The sequence below is a fragment of the Sulfitobacter brevis genome (assembly GCF_900112755.1).
Classification (GTDB): Bacteria; Pseudomonadota; Alphaproteobacteria; order Rhodobacterales; family Rhodobacteraceae; genus Sulfitobacter; species Sulfitobacter brevis.
This window is the reverse complement of sequence record NZ_FOMW01000002.1, coordinates 282310-306224: the sequence shown is the minus strand read 5'-3', so window position 1 is coordinate 306224 and position 23915 is coordinate 282310. Positions and strand designations below refer to the sequence as shown.

General features: G+C 60.0%; 25 protein-coding genes. 9 read left to right on the top strand and 16 right to left on the bottom strand.

Annotated features, from left to right (window positions below):
• Nucleotides 1–90: 90 nt before the first annotated feature.
• The 3 genes from ligA to BM174_RS21550 all read left to right on the top strand — a co-directional run bounded on the left by ligA (nucleotide 91) and on the right by BM174_RS21550 (nucleotide 4525).
• On the top strand, nucleotides 91–2211 hold the full coding sequence (gene ligA, locus BM174_RS03990) for an NAD-dependent DNA ligase LigA (protein ID WP_093922530.1): 2121 nt from the start codon (nucleotides 91–93) through the stop codon (nucleotides 2209–2211).
• Entirely contained in the window at nucleotides 2208–4298 is a 2091-nt protein-coding gene (recG, locus tag BM174_RS03985; protein WP_093922529.1) for an ATP-dependent DNA helicase RecG, read from the top strand. The genes ligA and recG overlap by 4 nt, the downstream gene beginning before the upstream one ends.
• A gap of 98 nt (nucleotides 4299–4396) precedes the next feature.
• Nucleotides 4397–4525, top strand: coding sequence for a hypothetical protein (locus tag BM174_RS21550; protein ID WP_281244830.1), 129 nt, complete (start codon nucleotides 4397–4399; stop codon nucleotides 4523–4525).
• Between the two features lie 207 nt (nucleotides 4526–4732).
• Here BM174_RS21550 and BM174_RS03980 read toward each other — a convergent pair whose 3' ends face one another.
• Nucleotides 4733–5194, bottom strand: a complete 462-nt coding sequence (locus tag BM174_RS03980) for an iron-sulfur cluster assembly scaffold protein (RefSeq protein WP_093922528.1) — start codon at nucleotides 5192–5194, stop codon at nucleotides 4733–4735.
• 75 nt (nucleotides 5195–5269) lie between these two features.
• On the opposite strand from BM174_RS03980, the gene hisI reads away from it, so the two are divergent.
• Nucleotides 5270–5632, top strand: a complete 363-nt coding sequence (hisI, locus tag BM174_RS03975; protein ID WP_093922527.1) for a phosphoribosyl-AMP cyclohydrolase — start codon at nucleotides 5270–5272, stop codon at nucleotides 5630–5632.
• A gap of 9 nt (nucleotides 5633–5641) precedes the next feature.
• Here hisI and gluQRS read toward each other — a convergent pair whose 3' ends face one another.
• From gluQRS to BM174_RS03955, 4 genes are all read right to left on the bottom strand, one after another.
• Complete coding sequence (gene gluQRS, locus BM174_RS03970; RefSeq protein WP_093922526.1) at nucleotides 5642–6487, bottom strand: tRNA glutamyl-Q(34) synthetase GluQRS; 846 nt, start codon at nucleotides 6485–6487, stop codon at nucleotides 5642–5644.
• A complete protein-coding gene (locus tag BM174_RS03965) occupies nucleotides 6484–7098 on the bottom strand; it encodes a class I SAM-dependent DNA methyltransferase (RefSeq protein WP_093922525.1) in 615 nt (204 codons plus the stop codon). Before BM174_RS03965 ends, gluQRS begins: the two co-directional genes overlap by 4 nt.
• Nucleotides 7099–7136: 38 nt before the next feature.
• Nucleotides 7137–8474: a methylenetetrahydrofolate--tRNA-(uracil(54)-C(5))-methyltransferase (FADH(2)-oxidizing) TrmFO gene (gene trmFO, locus BM174_RS03960; RefSeq protein WP_093922626.1), complete on the bottom strand. Its 1338-nt coding sequence runs from the start codon at nucleotides 8472–8474 to the stop codon at nucleotides 7137–7139.
• A gap of 596 nt (nucleotides 8475–9070) precedes the next feature.
• Nucleotides 9071–9856 carry an enoyl-CoA hydratase gene (locus BM174_RS03955; RefSeq protein WP_093922524.1) on the bottom strand — a complete coding sequence of 262 codons (786 nt, stop codon included), beginning with the start codon at nucleotides 9854–9856 and terminating at the stop codon, nucleotides 9071–9073.
• Between the two features lie 59 nt (nucleotides 9857–9915).
• Here BM174_RS03955 and BM174_RS03950 point away from each other — a divergent pair, with 59 nt between their 5' ends.
• Nucleotides 9916–10347 (top strand): PaaI family thioesterase, encoded by a 432-nt coding sequence (locus BM174_RS03950; RefSeq protein WP_093922523.1) that lies wholly within the window; start codon nucleotides 9916–9918, stop codon nucleotides 10345–10347.
• 84 nt (nucleotides 10348–10431) lie between these two features.
• On the opposite strand, the gene BM174_RS03945 is transcribed toward BM174_RS03950, so the two are convergent.
• The gene (locus BM174_RS03945) at nucleotides 10432–10662 is read right to left on the bottom strand and encodes a DUF1127 domain-containing protein (RefSeq protein WP_093922522.1); all 231 of its coding nucleotides are present in this window, start codon (nucleotides 10660–10662) and stop codon (nucleotides 10432–10434) included.
• Between the two features lie 100 nt (nucleotides 10663–10762).
• On the opposite strand from BM174_RS03945, the gene BM174_RS03940 reads away from it, so the two are divergent.
• The 4 genes from BM174_RS03940 (at nucleotide 10763) to BM174_RS03925 (ending at nucleotide 14496) form a co-directional block, all read left to right on the top strand.
• On the top strand, nucleotides 10763–12169 hold the full coding sequence (locus BM174_RS03940; RefSeq protein ID WP_093922521.1) for an aminotransferase-like domain-containing protein: 1407 nt from the start codon (nucleotides 10763–10765) through the stop codon (nucleotides 12167–12169).
• Between the two features lie 178 nt (nucleotides 12170–12347).
• A complete protein-coding gene (gene rplM, locus BM174_RS03935; protein ID WP_093922520.1) occupies nucleotides 12348–12809 on the top strand; it encodes a 50S ribosomal protein L13 in 462 nt (153 codons plus the stop codon).
• Between the two features lie 2 nt (nucleotides 12810–12811).
• Nucleotides 12812–13312, top strand: a complete 501-nt coding sequence (gene rpsI / locus BM174_RS03930; protein ID WP_093922519.1) for a 30S ribosomal protein S9 — start codon at nucleotides 12812–12814, stop codon at nucleotides 13310–13312.
• A gap of 194 nt (nucleotides 13313–13506) precedes the next feature.
• Nucleotides 13507–14496, top strand: a complete 990-nt coding sequence (locus BM174_RS03925; RefSeq protein WP_093922625.1) for an LLM class flavin-dependent oxidoreductase — start codon at nucleotides 13507–13509, stop codon at nucleotides 14494–14496.
• Between the two features lies 1 nt (nucleotide 14497).
• Here the strand turns inward: BM174_RS03925 and BM174_RS03920 are convergent, their stop codons facing one another.
• The 10 genes from BM174_RS03920 to guaA form a co-directional block, all read right to left on the bottom strand.
• Nucleotides 14498–15115 (bottom strand): TetR/AcrR family transcriptional regulator, encoded by a 618-nt coding sequence (locus tag BM174_RS03920; RefSeq protein ID WP_093922518.1) that lies wholly within the window; start codon nucleotides 15113–15115, stop codon nucleotides 14498–14500.
• On the bottom strand, nucleotides 15108–15977 hold the full coding sequence (gene ppk2 / locus BM174_RS03915) for a polyphosphate kinase 2 (protein WP_093922517.1): 870 nt from the start codon (nucleotides 15975–15977) through the stop codon (nucleotides 15108–15110). Before ppk2 ends, BM174_RS03920 begins: the two co-directional genes overlap by 8 nt.
• A 47-nt stretch (nucleotides 15978–16024) precedes the next feature.
• Nucleotides 16025–16993 carry an alpha/beta fold hydrolase gene (locus BM174_RS03910; RefSeq protein ID WP_245766258.1) on the bottom strand — a complete coding sequence of 323 codons (969 nt, stop codon included), beginning with the start codon at nucleotides 16991–16993 and terminating at the stop codon, nucleotides 16025–16027.
• A 1-nt stretch (nucleotide 16994) separates the two neighbouring features.
• Nucleotides 16995–17912 (bottom strand): homoserine O-succinyltransferase, encoded by a 918-nt coding sequence (locus BM174_RS03905; RefSeq protein WP_093922516.1) that lies wholly within the window; start codon nucleotides 17910–17912, stop codon nucleotides 16995–16997.
• A 91-nt stretch (nucleotides 17913–18003) separates the two neighbouring features.
• On the bottom strand, nucleotides 18004–18858 hold the full coding sequence (locus tag BM174_RS03900) for an ATPase (RefSeq protein ID WP_093922515.1): 855 nt from the start codon (nucleotides 18856–18858) through the stop codon (nucleotides 18004–18006).
• 20 nt (nucleotides 18859–18878) lie between these two features.
• On the bottom strand, nucleotides 18879–19805 hold the full coding sequence (locus BM174_RS03895) for a DMT family transporter (protein WP_093922514.1): 927 nt from the start codon (nucleotides 19803–19805) through the stop codon (nucleotides 18879–18881).
• 111 nt (nucleotides 19806–19916) lie between these two features.
• A complete protein-coding gene (locus tag BM174_RS03890) occupies nucleotides 19917–21038 on the bottom strand; it encodes an OmpP1/FadL family transporter (RefSeq protein WP_093922513.1) in 1122 nt (373 codons plus the stop codon).
• 123 nt (nucleotides 21039–21161) lie between these two features.
• On the bottom strand, nucleotides 21162–22052 hold the full coding sequence (locus tag BM174_RS03885) for a DMT family transporter (protein WP_093922512.1): 891 nt from the start codon (nucleotides 22050–22052) through the stop codon (nucleotides 21162–21164).
• Nucleotides 22049–22348, bottom strand: coding sequence for a putative quinol monooxygenase (locus BM174_RS03880; RefSeq protein WP_093922511.1), 300 nt, complete (start codon nucleotides 22346–22348; stop codon nucleotides 22049–22051). The genes BM174_RS03885 and BM174_RS03880 overlap by 4 nt, the downstream gene beginning before the upstream one ends.
• On the bottom strand, nucleotides 22339–23913 hold the full coding sequence (guaA, locus tag BM174_RS03875; RefSeq protein WP_093922510.1) for a glutamine-hydrolyzing GMP synthase: 1575 nt from the start codon (nucleotides 23911–23913) through the stop codon (nucleotides 22339–22341). The genes BM174_RS03880 and guaA overlap by 10 nt, the downstream gene beginning before the upstream one ends.
• Between the last annotated feature and the right edge of the window lie 2 nt (nucleotides 23914–23915).

The window sequence follows — 23915 nt, the reverse complement described above, 5'->3', positions numbered from 1 at the left end:
ATCCGGCTAGAACACTGGTTTCATTCTGGACCTGCCCTGCGTCGCCACCTATCTAGTCAGCCTAGGTGACACCAATCGGGGGCAGGTCCTTTGACGTCCGACATCGCAATTAAAGCGCTTACTACCGCGCAGGCCGCCGAAGAGCTTTCGCGGTTGGCTGAAATTCTGAATGCGGCAAATACCGCTTATCACGGTGAGGATGCGCCGGAGATTGATGACGCAACCTATGATGCAGCCAAACGCAGAAACGCTGCGATCGAAGTCCGGTTTCCATCCCTTAAACGTCCCGACAGCCCTTCTGATCAAGTAGGTGCCGCCCCTGCGGAAGGGTTCTCCAAAGTTGCCCATGCAGTGCCGATGCTATCGCTCTCAAATGCCTTTGCCGACGAAGATGTGGTGGAATTTGACGGCAGGGTGCGGCGGTACCTTGGGTTAGCAGCAGATGCCGCGCTCCACTATACGGCTGAGCCGAAGATTGACGGGCTGTCGCTGTCGCTGCGATACGAGCAGGGGCAACTGGTTCAGGCCGCGACCCGTGGTGACGGGGCTGTTGGCGAGAACGTCACTGAAAATGCACGGACCATAGGGGATATCCCTACCCGTATCACAGATGCCCCCGACATTCTTGAGGTGCGCGGCGAGGTCTACATGAGCCACGCCGACTTTCAGGCGCTGAACGAGCGGCAGGCAGCGGCGGCAGGCAAGGCATTCGCCAATCCGCGCAACGCTGCTGCCGGATCACTTCGCCAGCTTGATCCCGCAATCACCCGCGCCAGACCGTTAAAGTTTTTTGCCTATGCTTGGGGGGCATTATCAACGCCATTGGCGCCGACACAGAGGGCGGCGATCAACCGATTGGCCGCAATGGGATTTCAGACCAATCCGCTTACCGAGCTTTGCGATGGGCCAGAGCAAATGCTGGCCCAATATACCAAGATTGAACAGAAACGCGCCACTTTGGGCTATGATATCGACGGCGTGGTTTACAAGGTGGACGATCTGGCTTTGCAAGAACGGCTCGGGTTCCGCTCGACCACACCCCGCTGGGCCATGGCGCATAAATTTGCGGCGGAACTGGCGTGGACCCGTCTGGAAACGATTGATATCCAAGTGGGCCGGACCGGTGCGCTGTCGCCTGTTGCGCGCTTGCAGCCGGTGACGGTGGGCGGGGTGGTCGTGTCCAATGCGACCCTGCACAACGAGGATTACATCAAGGGGCTCGATAGCAAGGGCAACACGCTGCGCGACGGCAAAGATATACGCATCGGCGATTGGGTGCAGGTCTACCGCGCGGGCGATGTGATTCCCAAAGTCGCGGATGTCGATCTCGATCAGCGCCCTCCTTCGGCAGAACCCTATGAATTCCCCGATAAATGTCCCGAATGTGGCAGCGATGCCGTGCGCGAACCGGGCGATGCAGTGCGGCGGTGTACAGGCGGGCTGATCTGTCCAGCGCAAGCGGTTGAAAAGCTCAGACACTTCGTCAGCCGGGCGGCGTTTGACATTGAAGGTTTGGGCGCCAAGCAGGTGGAACAATTTTTCTCGAACGGGTGGATCGCAGAGCCTGCGGATATATTCACCCTACGGGAACGGTACGGCCAAGGCATGCAGCAGCTGAAAAACCGCGAAGGCTGGGGTGAGAAATCGGCCACCAAGCTGTTCGAAGCTATTGAGGAGAAACGCGAAATTCCGCTCGGGCGGCTCATATTTTCGCTCGGTATCCGCCATGTCGGTGAGGCGGCTTCGAACCTGCTCGCCCTTCATTATAGCACTTGGGAGGAATTCGAGGCTGCGATGACAGCAGCAGGCCCGCAAGAAGGTCCCGCGTGGGAAGGGCTGATCGGGGTCGACGGCGTCGGCACGGTTATGGCCGGATCGCTGGCCACGACCTTTGCGCAGCCGCGTGAGCGCGCCTCGATTGATCGCCTCGCGGCGCAGCTGAGCGTGGTTGCGGCAGAGCGGGCCGATACCTCCGGCAGCCCAGTGGCGGGCAAAACGGTCGTCTTTACCGGAGCGCTCGAAAAAATGACCCGCGCCGAGGCAAAGGCCCGCGCCGAACGGTTGGGCGCCAAGGTCGCAGGCTCGGTCAGCGCGAAGACCGATATTTTGGTCGCGGGGCCTAGGGCCGGGTCAAAGGCCAAGAAGGCCACTGATCTTGGCATCATGACGTTGGACGAGGATGGCTGGCTTAGCCTCATCGGCGACGCATGAGCGGCAGGCCAGAGAAGCTTTTTCCGCTGTTTGCCGGATTGGAGACGCTTGAGGGCGTTGGCCCCAAGACGGCGCAGCTATTGCCGCATCTCGGGGTCCAAGCGCCACGCGATCTGTTGTTTACCTTGCCCTATTCAGGCATCGACCGGACCCGCCGCGAAAGCCTTGAGGGCGTTCCTTTACCTGCGACCGTGACCGTTGCGGTGACCATCGGGGCGCACCGGCCTGCGCAATCGAAGGGGGGCGCCTACCGCATCCACGTCGAAGACGCGGTGAGCAGCTTCCAACTGGTGTATTTCCATGCCCGTGGCGATTACCTGCTGCGCCTTTTGCCGCCCGGGTCGCGCTGTGTGGTCTCGGGGCGAGTGGAGGTGTTTGACGGGCTGGCGCAGATGGTGCACCCGGATTTCGCCGTTGATGAAGGCGATGTCGACGATATTCCGCTGTTCGAGCCGGTTTATCCACTGACGTCCGGCATCACCCAAAAGTTGATGTTTAAAGCCACCCGTGCAGCGCTCAAGCGCACCCCGCCGTTGGAGGAGTGGATTGACCCCGCGCAAAAGGCGCAGTCTGGCTGGCCCGATTTCAACGCCGCAACGGAGGCTGCGCACGCGCCGACCTCGCCAACCGATCTGGCCGCCGTCGCCCCTGCGCGGGAGAGATTGGCCTATGACGAGTTTTTTGCACATCAGATGACGCTGGCCTTGGCGCGGGCCAAGCGCCGCACCAAGAAAGGCCGCCCGAGCATTGGAGACGGCCACAAGCGCAAGGCGGTACTCGATGCTTTGCCCTATGACCCAACCGCCGCGCAAACCCGCACTATCGCCGAAATCACTCAGGATATGGCCAGCCCACGCCGGATGAACCGTCTTTTGCAGGGCGATGTGGGCGCAGGCAAGACGCTGGTCGCCTTTATGGCGCTGCTTTGCGCGGTGGAGGCGGGCGGTCAGGGGGTGCTGATGGCGCCCACGGAAATTCTGGCGCGTCAACATCTGGCTGGACTGAAACCGCTGGCAGAGCAAGCAGGCGTGGTGCTGGAGGTGCTAACCGGGCGCGACAAGGGGGCCGAGCGGCGGGCCAAGCTTGCGGCACTGGAACGCGGAGATATTCAGGTTCTGGTTGGCACGCACGCGGTGTTTCAGGCCGATGTCGCCTTTGCCGATCTGCGCTTGGCAGTGGTGGACGAGCAGCACCGCTTTGGCGTACGCCAACGCCTTGAGCTGGGCCGCAAGGGCCAGCAGGCCGACGTGTTGGTGATGACCGCGACCCCGATTCCGCGCAGTCTGGCGCTGGCGCAATATGGCGATATGGACGTATCAATTTTAGATGAGAAACCACCCGGTCGCCAGCCAATCAAGACCGCATTGGTCAGCACGGAACGGCTGGAAGAGGTCATCGAACGGCTGCGCGCCGCGATCGCGGCGGGGCAGCAGTGCTATTGGGTCTGCCCTTTGGTCGAGGAAAGCGAAACCAGTGATCTGATCGCCGCCGAGGACCGATTCAAACGTCTGCGGGCGATCTTGGGCGAGAAGGCGGTCGGGCTGGTCCATGGGCAGTTGCCGCCCGCCGAGAAAGACGCCGCAATGCAGGCTTTTCAAGTGGGCGAGACGCAAGTGTTGGTGGCGACAACAGTCATCGAAGTTGGCGTGGATGTGCCAAATGCGACGATCATGGTGGTCGAACGGGCCGAAACTTTCGGTCTGGCACAGCTCCATCAGTTGCGCGGGCGGGTCGGGCGCGGTCAGGGTGCCTCGACCTGTCTGTTGATGTACCAGTCACCGATGAGCGAGACCGGACGCCAGCGGCTTGAGGTGCTGCGCGAGAGCGAGGACGGATTTGTGATCGCCGAGATGGATCTGAAAATGCGCGGCACCGGTGATTTGATCGGCACGGCGCAATCAGGGATGCCGGTTTTTCGCGTGGCCGATCTGGAGAGGCAGGCCGCGCTGATGGCTGTGGCACAAACAGATGCGCGTAAATTACTGAGCGATGACCCCGATTTAACCTCCAAGCGGGGGCAGGCGGCAAGGGTACTGCTTTGGCTTATGCGTCAAGATGAGGCAATCCGTTTAATTTCAGTAGGTTAGCGACTTTCTGACCTTTTTGTTCGCAAGTGTTCTCATAAAGTTCTTTACATGTGGTCCGCCACGTGAGAACAAAGAGGCAACAAGAACGGAGGAACGACATGACAACGCTCAAAATGATCAAGTCCATCGCATCTCGGTCTCAGCATACTTTGCTGCAAGATGCGGCAGGTGCGGCGGCTCTCGTTATGATGCTCGTTATCGGTCTACATCTTCCTGGACTTGTTTGAATTCTGCCTGCGGCTCTCATGCCGGTTTTCCTGAAGCATCCGTCCCAACTTGATGCAGCCGATAGGCACTGCCTGTCCCACGTCGGCTTCGGGGTTCGCCCCGCAGGTTAAACCGCGTCCCACATGAGTAACGCTCTCTTGCGCCGCGCGTCCGTTTCGGGCGTGCGGCGTTTTTTTGTTAAAAATCTCGAGTGTGAGCCCTGCCGGTCAGGCGTTGTCGATGCTTTCCGGGGCCATTGCGTGCTGCATCGCCTCAACGGTGGCTTCAATGCTTAGCATGATCGAGGCATGACGGTTTTTGTAGGCGACAGCGGGCTGAAGAACTTCAAATCCGTCAAAGGGCGCATCCGGCACCGGACCGTCGCTCTTTAACATCTGCAGCAACTGGTCACGCGCAGTTTTGACCTGATCAAAACTGGCATCATGCGCCGCGTGGCCGACGATCGCTGCTGCCGCTTGTCCCAATGCGCAGGCTTTAACATCCTGGCCAAAGGCGGCTAGGCGTCCGTCCTCGACAATCACATCTACGGTGACAGTCGAACCGCAAAGCGGTGAGCGCCGTTTGACAGTGGCTTGCGGATGCTCCAGCCGGGTCAGGTGCGGAATGTCTGCGGCGAGCGCCAGTATCCGCGCCGAGTAGAGCTTGATGAGATCGTTATCGCCGGACATCGCTGTTTCCTTTACGCTTCAACGCCTACATAAAGCGGCTGACGTGAGATGCAAAACTTTTGAGGACGTGTTTCAATGACTTTTGACCCGACAACCTTGCTTTTTAATGACGCAGGCCTGATCCCCGCCATCGCGCAGGACGCTGAAACTGGCGAGGTTCTGATGCTGGCGTGGATGAATGCCGCCAGCATCACCAAGACATTAGAGACTGGCAATGTGACCTATTGGAGCCGCTCGCGTCAGGCATTCTGGATCAAAGGCGCAACCAGCGGGCACGTTCAGGAGTTGGTGGATTTTCGTCTGGATTGTGACCGAGACTGCTTGCTGGTGAAAGTCCGCCAGACCGGGCCCGCCTGTCACACAGGTCGACAAAGCTGCTTTTACACGGCAGTGCGTGATGGCCAAGAGCACGAGTTGATGCAGCCGGTTGCTGATTGAACCTCTGGGCTACAGTCCTGTTAAAGCGCGAATATCTTGGGGTGAGCGGCCTTCGCTTCGATAGGTAGAAATCGCGCGTGCGTCATCGCGTTTGGCCAATCGCTTGCCCGCCTCGTCGCGGATCAGGCGGTGGTGGTGGTATAGCGGTGTCGGCAGGCTAAGGAGACGCTGGAGCAAGACCTGCAGGGCGGTCGTCTCGAACAGATCAGCGCCGCGAACCACATGGGTGATCTGCTGCGCGGCGTCGTCAACCACGGCTGCCAGCACGTATGATACGGTCTCGATCTCTTTGCGGCCCAGCACCGCATCCCCGACGGTGGTCAGAAGCAGTCTGGCGTCTATTGATTGGTGTCCGCAATGTTCGGGGCCGGTCTCCTCGAATCCGAGGTTCGCATTGTTCTCTAGGCTGGCAAGTGCTGTCGCTAGGTTCAGGCGCAGGGCATCGCCCGGCTGGCGGCTGGCCATATCGCGGTGACGACAGGTGCCTGGATAGACCGCGAGTGCTTGCACACCCTCTTGCGGCGCAGAAAGAGCTGCGCGGATGTCGCTGCGCCGGCAGGAGCACGGGTAGACCAGACCGCGGTCAGCCAATGTCATCAGAACCTCGTTATAGCGGCCCAGATGGTCAGATTGGCGCAGCACGGGCCGGGGCCAGTCCAGCCCCAGCCAAGCCAGATCATCATAGATCTGCGCCTCCCATTCGGGGCGGGCGCGGCTCGTATCCGTGTCTTCGATCCGGAGCAGAAATGTCCCGCCAGCAGCTTTCGCCATGTCATGCGCCAAAAGCGCACTATAGGCATGGCCCAGGTGCAGCGGCCCTGTGGGGGACGGCGCAAACCTAGTTGTGAAGGTCACTTCTTTTCAATCACATAGACAGTAGACTTAATATCGAGGCCCGGCATATGTTCGCCATATTCGCGAAACAGCAAGCTGGCCGCTCCGCTGTCGACCCACTCGTTGATGCGCCCCTCATTAGACTTTTCGGCCAAGGCCGCGTCGTTGAAGGAAAAGACAACGAGGCCGCCAGCATGGAGGCTGTGCATCAGGGTGTCAAAAAGCGAAACTGGCGCGGCACCGGGGCCTAGCACGCCAATCGCTGCAATCGCGATATAGCCACCTGTGGTGGTGGGCAAATCGCCATCGGGCTCGATATGATGCAGGGTCCGGTAAATGCCGTGATCATTGGCCTGCGCCAGCATTTCAGCCGAGATATCGGCACCGTCAATGGCCTCGAACCCCGCGCCGTGGAGCGCGTGGCCAGACAGCCCCGTGCCACAGCCAAAATCGAGGATCGGGGCAGATTTGTCTGTGAGAAATTCGGCAAGTGCTGCGGCACATCTGTCTGGCGTGGCATAACCTTGCTCACCGACTTCGGCCTCGTAAGTCTGTGCCCAGTCGTCATAAAGCTCGCGCGTCGCGGCGGCGTCACGGGCGGTATAAACCTTGTCTAGAAATGTCTCGCTCATGTGGGAAAGGTACGAACGATTACCCGTACCGTCCAGCGTTAACTTTGCAACCACCCCTGCCAATCGGACTTGGCCCGGTCGGTATAAGCCTTGTAGCGGTCCTTGCGTCCGCGTCGCCCTGCCTTCAGCCCGTCAACCGGCGGGAACAGCCCGAAGTTCACGTTCATCGGCTGGAAGGTCTTGGCGTCTGCACCGCCGGAGATATGGGTGATCAGCGCGCCGGTCGCGGTGGTATCGGGAGGCGTTTCAAGGCTTTCACCTTTAAGTTCGGCGGCAGCCAGACGGCCTGCAAGCAGTCCCATCGCCGCAGATTCGACATACCCTTCGACGCCAGTGATCTGTCCGGCAAAGCGGATATGCGGGGCCGTGCGCAGACGCATCTGGCCATCCAGCAAGGTGGGAGAGTTGATAAAACTGTTGCGATGGATGCCGCCCAAACGGGCAAAGCTGGCGTCCTGCAAGCCGGGAATCATTTTGAATACATCGGTTTGCGCGCCGTACTTCATCTTGGTCTGGAAGCCGACGATGTTGTAAAGCGTGGCAAGTTTATTATCGCGCCGCAACTGCACCACGGCATAGGCCTTGATGTCAGGCTGGTGGGTATTGGTCAGGCCAACCGGCTTCATCGGGCCAAAGCGCAGTGTTTCGCGGCCGCGTTCGGCCATCACTTCAATCGGCAGGCAGCCGTCGAAATAGCCCGCCGTCTCGCCTTCGCGAAACTCGGTCTTATCGGCGGCGAGCAGCGCGTCGATGAAGGCTTCGTACTCGTCTTTGGTCATCGGGCAGTTCAGGTAGGCGGTGCGCTCTTCTTCGGTCTCGCCCTTGTCATAGCGTGACTGCATCCACGCGACATTCATATCGACACTGTCGGCATAGACGATTGGCGCAATAGCATCGAAGAACGCCAAAGCGTCGGCACCCGTGCTTTCGGCAATGGATTGAGCCAGTGTGCCCGAGGTCAGCGGGCCTGTTGCGACGATCCATGTACCATCGGTGGGCAGGGCGGTGATCTCGCCGTATTCGACGGTGATGTTGGGGTGCGCCAGCAGCGTCTCAGTCACCGCTTGGGCAAAGTGGTCGCGGTCGACGGCCAAAGCGCCCCCCGCAGGCAGGCGGTGTTTGTCCGCCGTGGCCATAATCAACCCGTTCGCTTCGCGCATTTCCCAATGCAACAGACCAACAGCGTTTTGTTCACTGTCGTCAGAGCGGAACGAGTTGGAGCAAACCATCTCGGCCAGATTGCCGGTCTGGTGGGCAAAGGTGCCGACCTCGGGGCGCATTTCGTGGAGCACGACAGGGATGCCCGCATTTGCGGCCTGCCATGCGGCTTCGGAACCGGCCATGCCGCCGCCGATGATATGGAGTGTGTCAGTCATGGCTGCGATGTAGGGCAGGGCGTGGGCCAGCGCAACAGGAACGCGCAAGCGCAGGCACGCGGTGGCCCATGAAAGGGGATGTCTTTGAGATGCGGGAGTGGTTTTGGGGTCGCCGTTGCGGAAACGGTCGGTCAGTGAGAGGCTGACCTGGAGGGACCTTCGCGTTCGGCGACCCAAAATCATCAAGGCTTTGTATGCCCTTGCCGTAAAGATGCCCCAATTGAGCCAGATTTGCCAGAAGTATTGCGTCAACAATGCGTGAAGTACTGGGAAACAATGCGCAGAATCGCTGCCAATCGCGCGTATCCCCTTTGTTTTAAGGGCGAATTGGATCGGGGGCGGCGGATGATCGGGTCAACACAAAGGCCTATGCGCACAGTTTGCGGCACCTTCAGACCACGATTGCTCGTCTTTTAAACCGGGCCAACCTGTCTTTGATGCGGGCCAATGTGCCCAAGGCCGCCAGAATATGCGGTAAATCTCAGGAGGGGGCGTTACGTTGCACGCGTGGCAATTAATTGGAGCCGAATCGCATAGACCGTGCCAGCAAGCGGGAGTCCGTTAGTACCTTCGTCGGGAGGGTTGTGAAGCTGGCGTTACTGTATCCAGTTGGGGTCACGCTTTTCCAGAAATGCCTCGATGCCTTCGGTGGTATCGCTGTGCAGCATGTTTTCGACCATGGCCTGACCGGTGAAATCATAGGCGGCGTCGATCGGCATTTCGAGTTGCTGGTAAAAGGCGCGTTTGCCGATCTTGACGGCGACCCCAAGCTTGGCTGCGATCTGCGTCGCAAGTGCTTGGGTGGTGGCGGAAAGCTTGGAGTGCGGCACCACGCGGTTGACCAGCCCCAAATCCTGCGCGCGGTTGGCGGAGATGAAGTCACCGGTGGTGAGCATCTCAAACGCCTGTTTGCGCGGGATATTACGGCTCAGCGCCACCATCGGTGTTGAGCAGAACAGGCCAATATTCACACCGTTCACGCCAAATCGGGTGTCTTCGGCGGCAACGGCCAGATCACAAGTCGCGACCAATTGGCATCCGGCCGCGGTGGCAATGCCGTGTACCTGCGCGATCACCGGTTGCGGCATCGACCGGATGCGCGCCATCACACGGGCACAACGCTCGAACAAGTCTTTGAACGCCGCTGCCCCGCCATCGCTGGCTTGGCGCATCGCCGTCATTTGGCGCAGATCGTGGCCAGCACAAAATGCCTTGCCCGTGCCCGCGAGAATGATCACCCGAATGTTGGGGTCGTCTGCGAGCCTGTCGAGGGTGGTTTGCAGCGCCTCCAGCATCTCGTCGCTGATCGCATTCAGCCGCTCGGGCGCGTTCATCGTGAGATGGGCAACCGCGCCGCGCGTCTCGATATCCAGAATTGCCATCTTGCACCTCCCGCCAGAACCGGGACAAGTCTAGGCCGGACCGAACAGGGAGAACAAGTATGGCCGTGGTAATGGATGCGCAGGCACTGACAGATTTCATGCGCGAAGTGTTTCAGCAGGTGGCGGATGACTTTGCCGTGGATCATGTGGGTGAGAGCGGCATTACCATGCGGTTGTTGACCGCCGACAAGCATTTGCGCCCCGGTGGCACAGTGTCTGGCCCGTCAATGTTTGCGTTGGCCGATGTGGCGGCCTACCTCGCAACGCTCAGCCAGATCGGGCCGCAAGCTCTGGCCGTGACGACGAATTGCTCGATTGATTTTATGCGCAAGCCCTTGGCTGATGTGCCGCTGGTTGCGACGGCGCGGCTGTTAAAGCTCGGGCGGACGCTATCGGTAACGGATGTATTGATACATTCCGAAGGCTCGGATCTGCCCGTGGCGCGGGCCAGCCTGACCTACGCCATCCCGCCAAAACAGATGGCCGTTTAGGCCAGCCGGAAAATTATGGGCTGACGAAAAATGGGCCGGGAAATCCCGGCCCAGTGAAGAGGTCTGTAAAGCGCCACAGGGATGCTACGCTCTCCAGAACACGCGGGTGGCTTCTTGCGAGGCCAAATCCGGTGTGAGGCCCACATCCGCGAGTTGCCAGGCGTCTAGTTGTTGCAGCGCAAGGCGGGTGCGGCGGCGGGTTGTCCATGTCGTCAGGCAGACCGCAAATTTGAGCGCCAGAACTGCAAGCACGGGCAGGCCGCGCTGGTTCAGCACACCAAATGCATCGGGGGTATTGGTCATCACCTGTGTCATGGAAAAACTCCTTGTCCTAATATTGTATTGACACAATGAGCAGGATTGCTACAAGAAATTGATACAATATAGTTTACATGGAAACCAGAGAAACATTGTAATGGATACAATTTGGGAGCCGAAACTCGCCGAGGCGGCGGGGCCGAAATATCGCGCGGTTGCGCAGGACATTCGTGCGGCCATCGCACAGGGATTGTTGGCGCAAGGCGCGCGCCTGCCGCCGGTGCGCGAACTGGCGTGGAAATTGGGTATTACCCCCGGCACGGTCGCGCGGGCCTATACTGTTTTGACGGATGAAGGCGCGCTGACCGCCGGCGTCGGGCGCGGAACATTTGTGTCAGCGCCGGAGCCGGACGAGCCCTATGTGCCGCTTGAGCTTAACACAGTGCCACACAACAGCCCGCGGGAGAGCTTTCGCGTTAACTTGTTCTCGCCCGTTCTGCCGGAGGTCGGGCAGGCGGGTTTGATCCGCGAATTGTTGGGCAAGGTCGCGCAGGAGCCAGCCTCGGGTGTTATGCATTATCCGTCACGTCCAGCGGCAGCAGCGGCGCGTCGCGCGGCTTTGGGATGGATGGCGGATTGCCCCTTGGGGCAGATCGATGCCGATGACGTCGTTCTTACCGGCGGCGGGCAGCATGCGATATTGCTGGTGCTTCAGGCCGTGCTGACCGGACGCCGCCCGACCGTGTTAGTGGAAGAGCTGGCCTATCCGGGGTTTCGCCGTGCGGCGGAGTTGATGCGGGCTGATGTCGTCCCTGTCGAGATGGACGCGCATGGCATTATCCCCGAAGCGCTGGCGCGGGCCGCGCGGGGCTGTGATGCGCAAATCCTATGCACCTCGCCCGAGGTGCATAACCCGACCGTAGTGAAAACGCCGCTGTCGCGGCGGATGGAGCTGGTCGAAGTCGCCCGCGCCAACGGCATCCAGATTCTGGAGGATGACTGCTACCGGATGGGGGTGGCGCGCGAGGCAAGCTATCGTTTACTGGCGCCTGATCTGGGATGGTATATTTCGTCGATCGCCAAGACGCTGACGCCAGCGCTGCGATTGGGGTTTGCGGTGGCGCCCCCCGGTAAGGTGGGGCTGCTGCGCCGCGCCAAGGAGCATGGCATGTTTGGCCTGCCGACTCCGATGATTGATCTCGCAGCGTTGCTGCTGGCGGACCCGCGCCTTGAAGGGCTGACCAATGCGGCCCGCGAGACCTATGCGCGCTATATTGAGGTGGCCGCCGGCATTTTGCGCGGTCATGACATGCGCTATTCGCCCGATGTGCCGTTCTTGTGGCTGACATTGCCGCAAGGCTGGCGGGCCAGTGCGTTCTGTCAGGCCGCGGAGGCGGCAGATGTGCCGGTGCGCCCCGCGGAGGAATTTTCACCCCGCGACGCCCGCACCCCGCATGCGGTACGTATGGCCATCAATGCAGGCGTAGGGATCGACAGCTTTAGTGCCGCCATCGGACGTTTGCGCAGGCTGCTCGACAATCCGCCCGAGCAAATCGGAGTTTGAGGCAGCAGATCGAGGGCAATTTTGGGGTATTATAATACCTTATTTGTAAGTATCTGATATTGCTGAAATTTATGTGATTTAACGCTCTTGACGGTGCGCGGGGCTGCTTTATACCCCGGCCATCCCCTGACGGCGTAGGGTTTTGCCTTGCGCCCGCTAACATACACAGGACACACCGATGAAAACCTTTACTGCTACACCGGCAGACATCGACAAGAAATGGATCATCATCGACGCCGAAGGCGTGGTGCTGGGCCGTCTTGCTTCGATCGTTGCCATGCGCCTGCGCGGCAAGCACAAGCCGTCGTTCACTCCTCACATGGATTGTGGTGACAATGTCATCATTATCAATGCTGAGAAGGTCCAGATGACCGGCAAGAAGCGCGAAGAGCACTTCTACTGGCACACCGGCCACCCCGGCGGGATCAAATCGCGCACCAAAGCGCAGATCCTTGAGGGTGCACACCCCGAGCGTATCGTGACACAGGCCGTCAAGCGCATGCTGCCCGGCAACCGTCTGAGCCGCCAGATCATGACAAACCTGCGAGTCTATGCAGGTGGCGAACACCCACACGAGGCCCAGAGCCCCGAAGTTCTGGATGTGAAGTCCATGAACTCTAAAAACACGCGGAGTGCATGAGCATGGCTGAAGAAATCAAAACACTCGAAGGTCTCGAAGCGGCCGTGACTGAAAACATCGGCGCCGTTCAGGGCACCGAAGTTGACATGACCCCGCGCGAGCCTGTGCGCGACTCTTTGGGCCGCGCCTATGCGACCGGCAAGCGTAAAGATGCGGTCGCCCGCGTCTGGATCAAGCCAGGTTCCGGCAAGGTAACTGTAAACGGCAAGCCGCAGAACGAATATTTTGCGCGCCCTGTTTTGCAGATGATCCTGGCCCAGCCGTTCGGGATCACCAACACCGTTGACCAGTTCGACGTTGTGGCGACCGTTAAGGGTGGCGGTCTGTCTGGTCAGGCCGGTGCGGTAAAGCACGGTGTCTCCAAGGCGCTGCAGCTTTATGATCCCTCGCTGCGTGGCGCGTTGAAAGCCGCAGGCTTCCTCACACGCGACAGCCGCGTTGTGGAACGTAAGAAATACGGTAAGGCCAAAGCGCGTAAGAGCTTCCAGTTCTCCAAGCGTTAATCTCTGCTTTATCAGAATTGGAAAAGGCCGTCCCTCGGGGCGGCCTTTTTCGTTTGTACGGGTTTTGTGAGGGGGGCCGGGGTGGCTTTGCCTCCCCGGCCCCCCTCTATGATATTTTCGGTCAAAAAGAGCGGCAAGGTGTTCTTGTTGCGGGGCGGGTGCCTATATGGGGTGCAACGAAGGAGAAATATCTCGTGAAATTTTCTGTACTTGATCTGGCGCCAGTGCCTGAGGGCGCTGATGCGGCGACGGCAATTTCCAATACTGTTGAACTGGCGCAGCATGCGGAAAAGCTGGGCTATCATCGGTACTGGATGGCCGAGCATCACAACATGCCGGGGATCGCCTCGGCGGCGACCTCGGTGTTGATCGGGCATGTGGCGGATCATACGAAAACTATTCGGGTTGGTGCAGGCGGGGTGATGTTGCCCAACCATGCGCCATTGGCGATAGCCGAGCAGTTTGGCACGCTGGCGACGATTCATGGCGACCGGATTGATCTGGGGCTGGGGCGTGCGCCGGGTGGCGACGGGGCGGTGTATCACGCGTTGCGGCGTGCGGGGGGTGATCGTTTTCCCGAAGATGTGGCCGAGTTGATTGGCTATCTGGGTGAAGCCAAGCCACAAGCACAGGTGCGGGCTTTGCCGGGTGAAGGGACGCAGGTGCCGGTCTGGATTCTCGGATCGTCGCTGTTCGGGGCGCAATTGGCTGCGCAGTTCGGATTGCCCTATGCCTTTGCTTCGCATTTCGCCCCTGACGCATTGGAAGATGCGATTGCGATTTACCGGCGTGACTTCCGACCCTCGGCGCAATGGAAAAAGCCGCATTTCATGTTGGCGGCCAATGTTTTTGCGGCAGAGAGCGATGCGGAGGGGGCTTATTTGCGGACCTCGATGCAACAGGCTTTTGCGCGGATGCGGACCGGACAGCGGGGCAAGTTGCCGCGACCTGTAAAGGATATCGACGCGGAGATCGGGCAAGCTGTGCGGAGGGGCGTCGATCAGGCGTTGCGGGTCTCGGCTGTGGGCTCTGCCGCTACGGTGCGGGCGCAGTTGCAAGAGATGATCACGCGGTATCAGCCGGACGAGATGATCCTGACAGGGCAAATCCATGATCACGCCGCGCGGCTTCGGTCGTTCGAGATTGCGGCGGGGATCATGGGGGATTTGGCGCAAGCCGCGTGATCTAGTCGTCGGGGCCGATCAGACCAAGGCCACGCAGATAGATGCCGATGCCGCTTTCCAGCAGTTCGTCTGCTGGAAACGGCGAGGCCCGTCCCGGGGAGTTACGCGCGAAAAGCTCGACCACGCCGTGGCTCATCGCCCAGATATGGGCAGAAAACATCGCGGCGGGCGGGCGTTTTTCGGCAGGGATGTGTTGGCTGAGGTCGGCGGCGGCTTTTTCAAGTACGCCGTTGGCGCGGTTCGCAAGGCTGGCAAGTTCCGGGCTGCGATTGACTGAAATACCGGATTCAAACATCGCAATGTAGTGGCCGGGAAATTCGCGGGCAAAGGCAAGATAGGCGCGGCCCGTCGCTTCAAAAGCCTTCAGCGCCGAAGGCTGGCCGGACTGGTAGGCGGCCTCCATACGTTCGCCGAATATTTCATAACCTTGCATGGCGGCTTCGGCGATCAGGTCTTCGCGCCCCTCAAAGTGGCGATAGACCGCTGCAGGGGTGACGCCAGCCTGTTTGGCAGCCTCGGAGAGGGTGAAGCCCGTCGGGCCGCGCAATTCGATCAATTGCAACGCTGCATTGGTCAGGGCCGTGCGTAGATTGCCGTGATGATAGCCGCGTTTAGGCATCCCAGATGTCCGGTGTGCCGACGATTTCAAGGTCAACTGTGCCAATCGCCTTACGGTCTTTTTGCGGATAATCGAACGCGCTGAGCACCACGCGGATGGCATTGAGGCGGGCGCGGCGTTTGTCGTCCGAACGGATCACCGTCCAAGGGGCGGCGTCGGTGTGGCTGCGGGTCAGGGTGTCGCGGATCGCGGCGGAGTATGCGTCCCATTTGCCAAGGCCTTTGACGTCGATCATGCTGAGCTTCCACTGTTTAAGCGGGTCGCTTTCGCGGGCCAGCATCCGGCGCAGTTGTTCAGCGCGCCCGACGTTGAGCCAGAATTTAAACAGGTGGATGCCGTCTTCGACCAACATCGCCTCAAAGGGGTTCACCTGTTGGAAGAAATGCGCGCGCTGCTCGTCGGTGCAAAAGCCAAAGACGGGTTCGACCACGCCGCGATTGTACCACGAGCGGTCATAGAACACCATTTCGCCTGCGGTGGGCAGGTGCTTGATATAGCGTTGAAAATACCATTGGCCCGCTTCGGTTTCAGTGGGTTTGGGCAAGGCGACGATATGGGCTGAACGCGGATTTAGATTGTCGCGCATCCGCCCGATGGTGCCGCCTTTGCCCGCGGCGTCGCGGCCCTCAAAGACCATCGCGATACGGGTGCCGCTGTCGCGCACCCAAGCCTGCAGTTTCACCAATTCGATCTGCAGCTTTTCGTAGTCTTTCTCATAGACCTTGCGGGCCAGCCGTTCGGAATGGGGATAGCTATTGCCGAGGACATCGTCCTTTTCGGCACGGCGAATTTCATTGCGCAACTCAGAAGGCGCATCGTTTTCGAAAAACGCGCTGATTGCGCCGTCAAAGGGCAGTGTCATAGTGCCTCCGGAATGAGTGTTGGGTTCAATATGGGCCGTTGGCTGCGTTAACGCAAACCCGCCCTTTGCGCAGCGCGGTGGATCGCATCAACCGTGGCTTGCGGGTCGACGAGATGCGGCATGTGACCGATGTCAGGCATCAGGGTCAGCACGGCAGAAGGTACCTCGCGGGCGAAAACTTCGGCATGGATATGTGCGGGCACGATGGTATCGGCGGTGCCGTGGATCAGCTCAATCGGTAGAGAAAGCGTGTCATAGCGCTGTTGCATCGCCACGATGTGCGGCAGCAGCGAATTGACCTGTTGGGCATTTGCACGCATCGAGGTGCGGCGCAGGGTGAGGTCAGTGCCGAGGTGTTCGGCATAGCCGTCAGGCGCCTGTTGTGGGGCGAAGATGCTCTCGATACTGGCTGCGACGAAACGCTCGGGCAGGAAGGCCGTGACGAGCGGGATCGCGAGCGCGCCGCCTGCTGCCGATCCGGTCATGCGGTAGGTCCAGCCCAGACTGCCGGGCCAAGGCTCTGACACAGCCGCCACCAGCACCAAGGCTGCGGCGGGATGATCAAGCGCCCAAGCGAGCGCCACGGCACCGCCGTAAGAATGGCCGAGCACGATGGGGCGGTCAGCGCCGACTTGCTGCGCGGCACGGTAGAGCAGTTCTGCCTGTTCGCTTGGTGTCTCCGACGACGCGTTCCACGCACCGATATGCTGCGGCAGCCGTGCCGTCCAGCCAAGGCCGGGGCGGTCCATCAAAATCACGCGGTAGTCTTCTGCGAGCCGCGCCGCGAGGTCGAGAGTAAAGTCGCGCAGGTTGCCGCTGGCGCCGTGGAGCATGACAAGATCGGGCGCGGCACCTTTGGGCTGGCCCAGAATTTGCACGTGGACCTGCGTGCCATCCACATCGACGATCTGCCCGACGGGCAGAAAATCACGGATGGCACGGGCCTCGCGCTGGCCGGCACGCCATTGGGTCAGCGCGATCATGACCGCGAGAAGGACCAGCAGGGACAGGAGCACCTTAGTGGCCAATGGCGTTCAGATCGAACGGCGTCGACTGGTACATCTCGTTGATCCAGTTGCCATAGAGCAGATGCGCATGGCTGCGCCAACGGTTGACTGGCGGCAGTGCGGGATTGTCTTGGGGGTAATAGTTGCAGGGCACGTTGATCGGCACGCCGACGGCGGCGTCGCGGTCGTATTCCTGCTTGAGCGTTTCACGGTCGTATTCAAAGTGGTTGAACACATAGAGCGCGCGGTGGGAGGCGTCCTCGACCAGACAAGGCCCGACTTCGTCGCTGCTGAGCAGGGTGGTGAGGCCTGGTTGGGCGTCGACCTCGGCTTGCTTCATCTCGGTCCAGCGCGACACAGGCACCACACATTCGTCCGAAAACCCGCGTAGGTAGGGTGAGGCGGGGGCGCGGTTGGCGTGGCGGAAGCACCCAAAAGCCTTATCGCTCAGGATATGTTTGTCGACGCCGTGAAAATGGTGGATCATCGCCATGCCGCCCCAGCAGACGCCAAAGGTGGAGTGCACATTGGTCTGGGTCCAGTCCATGACGCGGCGCAGCTCGTCCCAATAGGTGACATCCTCGAACGGCATATGCTCAATCGGCGCGCCGGTAATGATCAGCCCGTCAAACTTCTGATCCCAGATTTTGCTCACGGGGCGGTAGAAGCTTTTCATATGTTCGGCGGCGGTATTGCGGGTACGGTGGTCGGTCATCCGCCACAGGCTGAGCTCGATCTGCAAGGGCGTCGCGCCGATCAGACGGGCGAACTGGTTCTCGGTCTGGATTTTCTTGGGCATCAGGTTCAGCAGCGCAATGCGCAGCGGGCGGATGTCCTGACTGGCGGCAAGCTCCTCATCCACCACCATCACGCCTTCGCGCGTCAGCACGTCAAAGGCAGGCAGGGTGGAGGGGATCTTGATGGGCATGAGAGAAACCTTTGGTCGGTGAGGCGTTTAGATAGGCCGCAAGGCGGCGCGTGCCAAGAGGCAGGGCAGGGCTGGGGTGATCACTGTTCGGTCATGTCGGCAGGCAACTGGCGATCAAATCGGTGAAATCATCTTGATTTTTCAGCGCGCCGACCTGATCGGCGGAAATGGTGACGCCCCATTTCGCCATTGCCTCATAGCGCGGCTGACGGTGGTTGAGCGCCTTGGCATAGGTCCAGCGGATGAAGGCATCGGGATTGACGACTTCGGGCACACACTCTTTCTCCGCAAGGTATTCCTCCCAGACGCGGGCAAGGAAGGCGGGCTGGTAGGCCATCGGTTTGGGGTTTTTGTCAAAGCGGCGGATCAACTCTTGGGTATGGGCCGCGTCGCCCTTTATCCAGACCAGCAGACATTCCTCTGAGAGCGCACTTAGCAGCGGGTCGGCGGGATCGGCGGCATCAACCCATTCGCAGATTGATCCCCCAGTGTCGCAGATAAAGTGGTCATAGCCATAAAGGCTTTGGGCGCGGGTCGCGAAATGTGCGGTGTCGTTAAGGGCGGCGATTTCGGCCTGACGGAAGGCCTCTTGGCGCTTGGCGTAGTCCGCCATTGGCAACCCGCCTTTGGCCGGATTGCCGGGTTTCCCGAGCCATGTGGCAACGGGGGAGAGGTTCTCGAAAGTGATGTTGGAGCCAATGTAGATCGAATCGCTGAGCAGCAGTTCGCGCAGGAACGGCACCTTCATCGCCTCGGCCTTGGCGTTATCGGCGATGATCTCGCCCAGGTAGCGCGTGCCGATACGGTAATCGATGGAATAGTGAAACCAGTCACCGGTGCCGCGCAGCAAGCCCGACAGATGGGTTTTGCCCAGACCGGACATTCCAAAGACAAGCACCTTGCGTTGCGGTGCTGCGCGCCAATCTTGGGCAGTGGGGTAAAGCATTGTTGTGGCGTCCGTATCTGTCAGGGTTTGCCCTGAGTACCCCATGCCCGCAGCAGACGCCAGACACGGCCATCCAGCACCAAAAGCCCCAGCGCCAGCAGGGCAAATCCGCCGTAAGCCGCAGGGCGCATGGTCTCGTCCCGCAAGAGCGCGCCAAGGGTGATTGCCACGGGCGGGATCAGCAGCGTGACGAGCATCAGATTGCCGCTGCCCGCCATCGCCAGCACACGGTAATAGAGCAGATAGGCCAGCGCGGTGCCCGGAAGCGCGAAATAGGCGATTGCCAGCAGGGTGGGGGTTTGCAGCGCGAGGGTCATTGGGCCCTCAAAGACCCATGCCAAAGGCACCATGACCAGCGCCGAACCTGTGAGCATCCCCGCAGCGGCGACCTGAGGCGACTGTCCACCGAGCTTTTTGCGCGCCCAGACCGAGGCCAGCGCGTAGGAAACCGTGCCGCCGATTACCGCCAGCTGCGCCAGCGAGCGGATATCGAAGTTGCGCAAGTTCTCAAAGCCGATGGCGCAGACCACGCCGGCAAAGCCCAAAGTGACACCCAGTGCTTTGCGCGGCGAAATCCGTTCGTCCGCGAAAAAGACGGCGGTGGCGAGCACGCCAAACACTGCCGTAGCGGCATTGAGGATCGAGGTCAGCCCGCTGGTGATAAACTGCTGACCCCATGCCATCAGCACGAAAGGCACCACATTGTTGAGCAGCCCCATCATCAAGAACGCCCCCCAAATGGGCAATCCGCGCGGCAGTGGCAGGCGCATGGCAAAGACCACACTCCAAAGCATCAGCATCGCCCAAAGCACCCGATGCGCGACGATGGTCAGCGGACCGATTTCATCCAGGGCAACGCGGATCGACAGGAACGACGCGCCCCAGATCAGCGCCAGAAGCAAAAGTTCGATCCAGGCACGCGGGGAGATGGTTTTTTGTGGGCTCATGGGACAGCTTTATGTTGGGACACCTGTTGGGGCGACCCGAAACATGCGCAAGCCACGAAAAAGGCCCGCCACAGCGATGCGACGAGCCTAGAAAGTGTTCTGAAAGAGAGATCAGAAAGTGAAGCCGACCTTCATGCCGAAGGCGACGGCGTCGTTATCTTCGAAATTCGCGGCAGGTGCGAAATTGGGGATCGCGGTTTGCGCGTCACCGATGTTTACATAGCGCACACCCGTGGTGATCTTCATGTTGTCGCGGGTATAGACCGCGGCCAGCGCGAGGCTTTTGTTGCCGTCAGTCGGGCCAAGGTTGGAGGCAAAGCCGCCATTGGATTTTTCATAGCCAACCGAGGCGGAAACCGACCATGTGTCGTTGATCTTGCGACCGACACCCAAGGAATAGGTGTAAACGTCGTCCGCGTAGCTCAGCAGTGATGAACCGGTGAGGGCTGCATAGCTCGCCGGAGGAATTTTGAATTCAGAATAATCGGTCCAGCGGACGCCACCAAAAAGCAGTGTGTCTGCGGCGATGCCTGTCTGGAACTCGAGGTTGACCGACTGTGGTGTCTCGACTTCGGTGGTGGAGCGGTTTGGCCCCAGAACCGAGCTTTCAGTGGTGTCGACGTCATAGCTGATCGCGGAGTTATAGGTCAGCGAAACGCGCAATGCGATCTCGGGCTTTTCATAGGCGGCACCCAGAACATAGCCGACGCCAGTCTCGCGCTCGCCCTTTACGGTGTAAGGGGCGCCTGCGAAGGGACCAGCAGCACCGGTCACGAAGGGCACTGTTGCCGAGGCTTCGATAGTCTGAACGCGCACACCACCGTGGACGCTGACGTTATTGGCCATCTTGTAGCGCAACAGGCCAGTGATGGCGTGGCTCTCAAACTCGGCTTTGGAACCTTGGGCAAAATAACCTGTGCCACCGGGGTAGGCGACATCGGCGCCAAAGGGTTGGTCATAGATCAGCGCATAGGAAAGCTGCTCGTTGATGTCGGCCTTGTAGGCGGCACCAAACTGGAAATAGCTGGGCGTCAGATCGCCCGAATTGCGGCTGCCGAGACCCGCGACAGATGTGCCGGACGTGCTGGGCGAAACGCTGGCAAAGCTAAGCTCGCCGTAGCGGCCGTTTTCAAACAAAGCCGTGATAGACTGACCCGAACGGTCGATGCCACCGGCAGAGGCGGCACAGGTGCTGCCCAAAAGTGCGGCGACGGCTGCAAACTTGATATTCATCGTTACTCCTCCCCAGAAGTTACACGCTCACTGACCTCAGCAGGTGTTGGATGCATAAGCGGACGTAGGAGGGATTTGGTCAACGCATGACGCTGGGGAAGGGTTTTGCGACGCTACGTGTCGTTACATTTTTACGACAGCGGGCTTTCGGGTTTCGTACCAGATGTTGAGGTAATTGCCCGCAAAGATCACCGCAGCGCCAACCAGCACCCAGACATCAAAGCCCTCGTCATAGGCCAGTTTGCCAACAATCGCGATCACCGGCAGGCGCACGAAATCAATCGGCACCACGACGGTTGCAGGGGCAATGGCCAGCGCGTTGGTGAGACAAAAGTGCGCCAGCAAACCGCAGACCCCGATAGTGGCCAGCAGGGGCACGCTGCTCGCATCGGGCAGGGTGATCTGGCCATCGTAGCCCGCCGCGATCAGGCCGAACCCCAGTTGCAAGGTGGTAAGATAGAAAAGGATCGTGGTGATGCCTTGGCTGCGGGTCAGCCGCTTGGTGAACATCATGGTAAGCGCAAAGAACACCGCAGAGCTGGCGGCGGTGATCATGCCAGTGTTGATGCCTGCCATGTCGGGGCGTGCGACGATCAAAATGCCGATAAACCCGAGTATCGCCGCCAACGCCCGCGGCCCTGTCAAACGTTCGCCCAAGATCAGCGGCGACAGCACGATAACCCAGAGCGGGGTGGTGAACTCCAGCGCAAAAACTTGCGCCAACGGCAGCACGGTCACGGCATAGAACCACAGGTTTTGACCCGTAAAATGCGCTAGGTTACGTGCGGCTTGCAGCCCGAAGTTACGGGAATTGATTTGCCGCCAAGCGCCTGTGACCCATGCGAAACCAACGACAACCAGCACGCCAAAGGCGCTGCGATACATCATGATTTCGAAGGTATCGAATTGCGGTCCGGTGTCGCGAATCCCCAGCTCGCGGCCGACAACGGCCATCGTAGTGAACGAGGCGATTGATCCGATCATCCAGATCGCGGCGCGCAGGGTGGTGTTCATGACATGCCAGTGATGACGTAGTCCCGTGTGATGCCCGCCGTTTGGCGGCCCCAGTCAGAGGCGGCGGCGCGGGCCTGATGGGCCTTGAAGGCATCGGTGTCGCGGAAGCGCTCCTCGACCTGCCAGACCAGCGGATCGCCCGTAGGATATACGTCGAACGAAAGGCACCCGGCCTCGGCCCGCGTTAGCGCGATATGCTCGGCCAATGCGGCCTGTACGCGCGTCGCTTGATCTGCATCCGTGCAGATCAAGCGACCGGTCAGGGTAACCGCACCAATTTCCGGATTTATTCCCATTCGATGGTGCCAGGAGGTTTGGAGGTGATGTCGTAGGTCACGCGGTTGATGCCGGGCACCTCGTTAATGATGCGCGTGGCGGTTTCGCCCAAGAATTCATGGGTAAAAGGGTAGTAATCCGCTGTCATCCCGTCGACCGAAGTCACGGCGCGCAGGGCGCAGGCGAAGTCATAGGTACGGCCGTCGCCCATTACGCCAACAGTGCGCACCGGCAGGATCGCGACAAATGCCTGCCAGATTTCGTCATAAAGACCATGGCGGCGTATCTGGTCGATATAAACCGCATCGGCCTCGCGCAGAATCGCCAGCTTTTCGCGGGTGATTTCGCCGGGGCAGCGGATTGCCAAACCGGGGCCGGGGAAAGGATGGCGACCGATGAAAGATGCGGGCAGACCCAGTTCGCGGCCCAAAGCGCGAACCTCGTCTTTGAAGAGTTCGCGCAGCGGCTCGACCAGCTTGAGGCCCATCTTTTCGGGCAAGCCACCCACGTTGTGATGCGACTTGATTGTGACCGAAGGACCGCCCGAAAAACTGACGCTTTCGATCACGTCAGGATAGAGCGTCCCTTGAGCCAGAAACTTGGCATCGCCGACGGCAGTGGCGTGTTTCTGGAACACGTCAATAAAGAGCTTGCCGATAATTCTTCTTTTGGTCTCGGGGTCACTTACGCCATCAAGCTCACCTAGAAACAGCGCCTGCTCGTCGGCATGGATCAGCGGCATATTGTAGTTGTCGCGGAACATGGTGACGACCTCTTCGGCCTCACCTTTGCGCAGCAATCCGTGGTCCACGAAAACGCAAGTCAGCTGGTCTCCGATTGCCTCGTGGATCAGCACAGCCGCGACCGACGAATCGACCCCGCCGGAAAGGCCGCAGATCACCTTTTGATCGCCAACCTGTTCGCGGATCGCGGCAATCGCCTCCTCACGGTAGGCGCGCATCGTCCAGTCGCCTTTGAAGCCCGCCAGACGCACGAAGTTTTCATAAAGCCGTGCGCCGTTGGGCGTGTGGTGCACTTCGGGGTGGAACTGCACCGCGTAGAAGTTGCGCGCGGGGTCACCGGTGATGGCGAAAGGCGCGTTGGGCGAGGTGCCGTAGACCTGAAAGCCGGGGGCGATTTTGCTGACGTGGTCGCCGTGGCTCATCCAGACCTGTTCGCGATCGGTGGTAAACCAGCCTTCGAGCAGATCGAGCGACTGGCCTGTCGGAGTGACGAAGGCCCGCCCGAATTCGGCGGTGCCGTGGCCGCGCTCTACATGGCCGCCAAGGCAATGCATCATCACCTGTTGGCCGTAGCAAATGCCAAGGATCGGCACGCCGAGATCAAAAACCGACGCGGGCGGCATGGGCGCGCCTTCGGCGAAGACCGACGACGGACCGCCGGAGAAGATCACAGCCTTGGGCGAGAAGTCCTTCAGGAATTCATCTGTCACCGCATTAAAGGGGTGAATCTCGCAAAACACGTTCAATTCGCGCAGGCGGCGGGCGATGAGCTGGGTAACCTGACTGCCAAAATCGATGATCAGCAGACGGTCGTGGTCGGAGGGGGATGCAATATGGGTCATGA

Excerpts from the sequence above, each read along its gene's own strand:
- BM174_RS03965 (WP_093922525.1), bottom strand. The coding sequence starts at position 7,098 with ATGAGCGAGACATTTCTAGACAAGGTTTATACCGCCCGTGACGCCGCC.
- recG (WP_093922529.1), top strand. The coding sequence starts at position 2,208 with ATGAGCGGCAGGCCAGAGAAGCTTTTTCCGCTGTTTGCCGGATTGGAG.
- BM174_RS03895 (WP_093922514.1), bottom strand. The coding sequence starts at position 19,805 with ATGAGCCCACAAAAAACCATCTCCCCGCGTGCCTGGATCGAACTTTTG.
- BM174_RS03880 (WP_093922511.1), bottom strand. The coding sequence starts at position 22,348 with ATGGGAATAAATCCGGAAATTGGTGCGGTTACCCTGACCGGTCGCTTG.
- guaA (WP_093922510.1), bottom strand. The coding sequence starts at position 23,913 with ATGACCCATATTGCATCCCCCTCCGACCACGACCGTCTGCTGATCATC.
- BM174_RS03905 (WP_093922516.1), bottom strand. The coding sequence starts at position 17,912 with ATGCCCATCAAGATCCCCTCCACCCTGCCTGCCTTTGACGTGCTGACG.
- BM174_RS03885 (WP_093922512.1), bottom strand. The coding sequence starts at position 22,052 with ATGAACACCACCCTGCGCGCCGCGATCTGGATGATCGGATCAATCGCC.
- ppk2 (WP_093922517.1), bottom strand. The coding sequence starts at position 15,977 with ATGACACTGCCCTTTGACGGCGCAATCAGCGCGTTTTTCGAAAACGAT.
- BM174_RS03955 (WP_093922524.1), bottom strand. The coding sequence starts at position 9,856 with ATGGCAATTCTGGATATCGAGACGCGCGGCGCGGTTGCCCATCTCACG.
- hisI (WP_093922527.1), top strand. The coding sequence starts at position 5,270 with ATGACTTTTGACCCGACAACCTTGCTTTTTAATGACGCAGGCCTGATC.
- BM174_RS21550 (WP_281244830.1), top strand. The coding sequence starts at position 4,397 with ATGACAACGCTCAAAATGATCAAGTCCATCGCATCTCGGTCTCAGCAT.
- BM174_RS03950 (WP_093922523.1), top strand. The coding sequence starts at position 9,916 with ATGGCCGTGGTAATGGATGCGCAGGCACTGACAGATTTCATGCGCGAA.
- BM174_RS03920 (WP_093922518.1), bottom strand. The coding sequence starts at position 15,115 with ATGCCTAAACGCGGCTATCATCACGGCAATCTACGCACGGCCCTGACC.
- trmFO (WP_093922626.1), bottom strand. The coding sequence starts at position 8,474 with ATGACTGACACACTCCATATCATCGGCGGCGGCATGGCCGGTTCCGAA.
- BM174_RS03945 (WP_093922522.1), bottom strand. The coding sequence starts at position 10,662 with ATGACACAGGTGATGACCAATACCCCCGATGCATTTGGTGTGCTGAAC.
- BM174_RS03890 (WP_093922513.1), bottom strand. The coding sequence starts at position 21,038 with ATGAATATCAAGTTTGCAGCCGTCGCCGCACTTTTGGGCAGCACCTGT.
- BM174_RS03900 (WP_093922515.1), bottom strand. The coding sequence starts at position 18,858 with ATGCTTTACCCCACTGCCCAAGATTGGCGCGCAGCACCGCAACGCAAG.
- rplM (WP_093922520.1), top strand. The coding sequence starts at position 12,348 with ATGAAAACCTTTACTGCTACACCGGCAGACATCGACAAGAAATGGATC.
- BM174_RS03980 (WP_093922528.1), bottom strand. The coding sequence starts at position 5,194 with ATGTCCGGCGATAACGATCTCATCAAGCTCTACTCGGCGCGGATACTG.
- rpsI (WP_093922519.1), top strand. The coding sequence starts at position 12,812 with ATGGCTGAAGAAATCAAAACACTCGAAGGTCTCGAAGCGGCCGTGACT.
- BM174_RS03940 (WP_093922521.1), top strand. The coding sequence starts at position 10,763 with ATGGATACAATTTGGGAGCCGAAACTCGCCGAGGCGGCGGGGCCGAAA.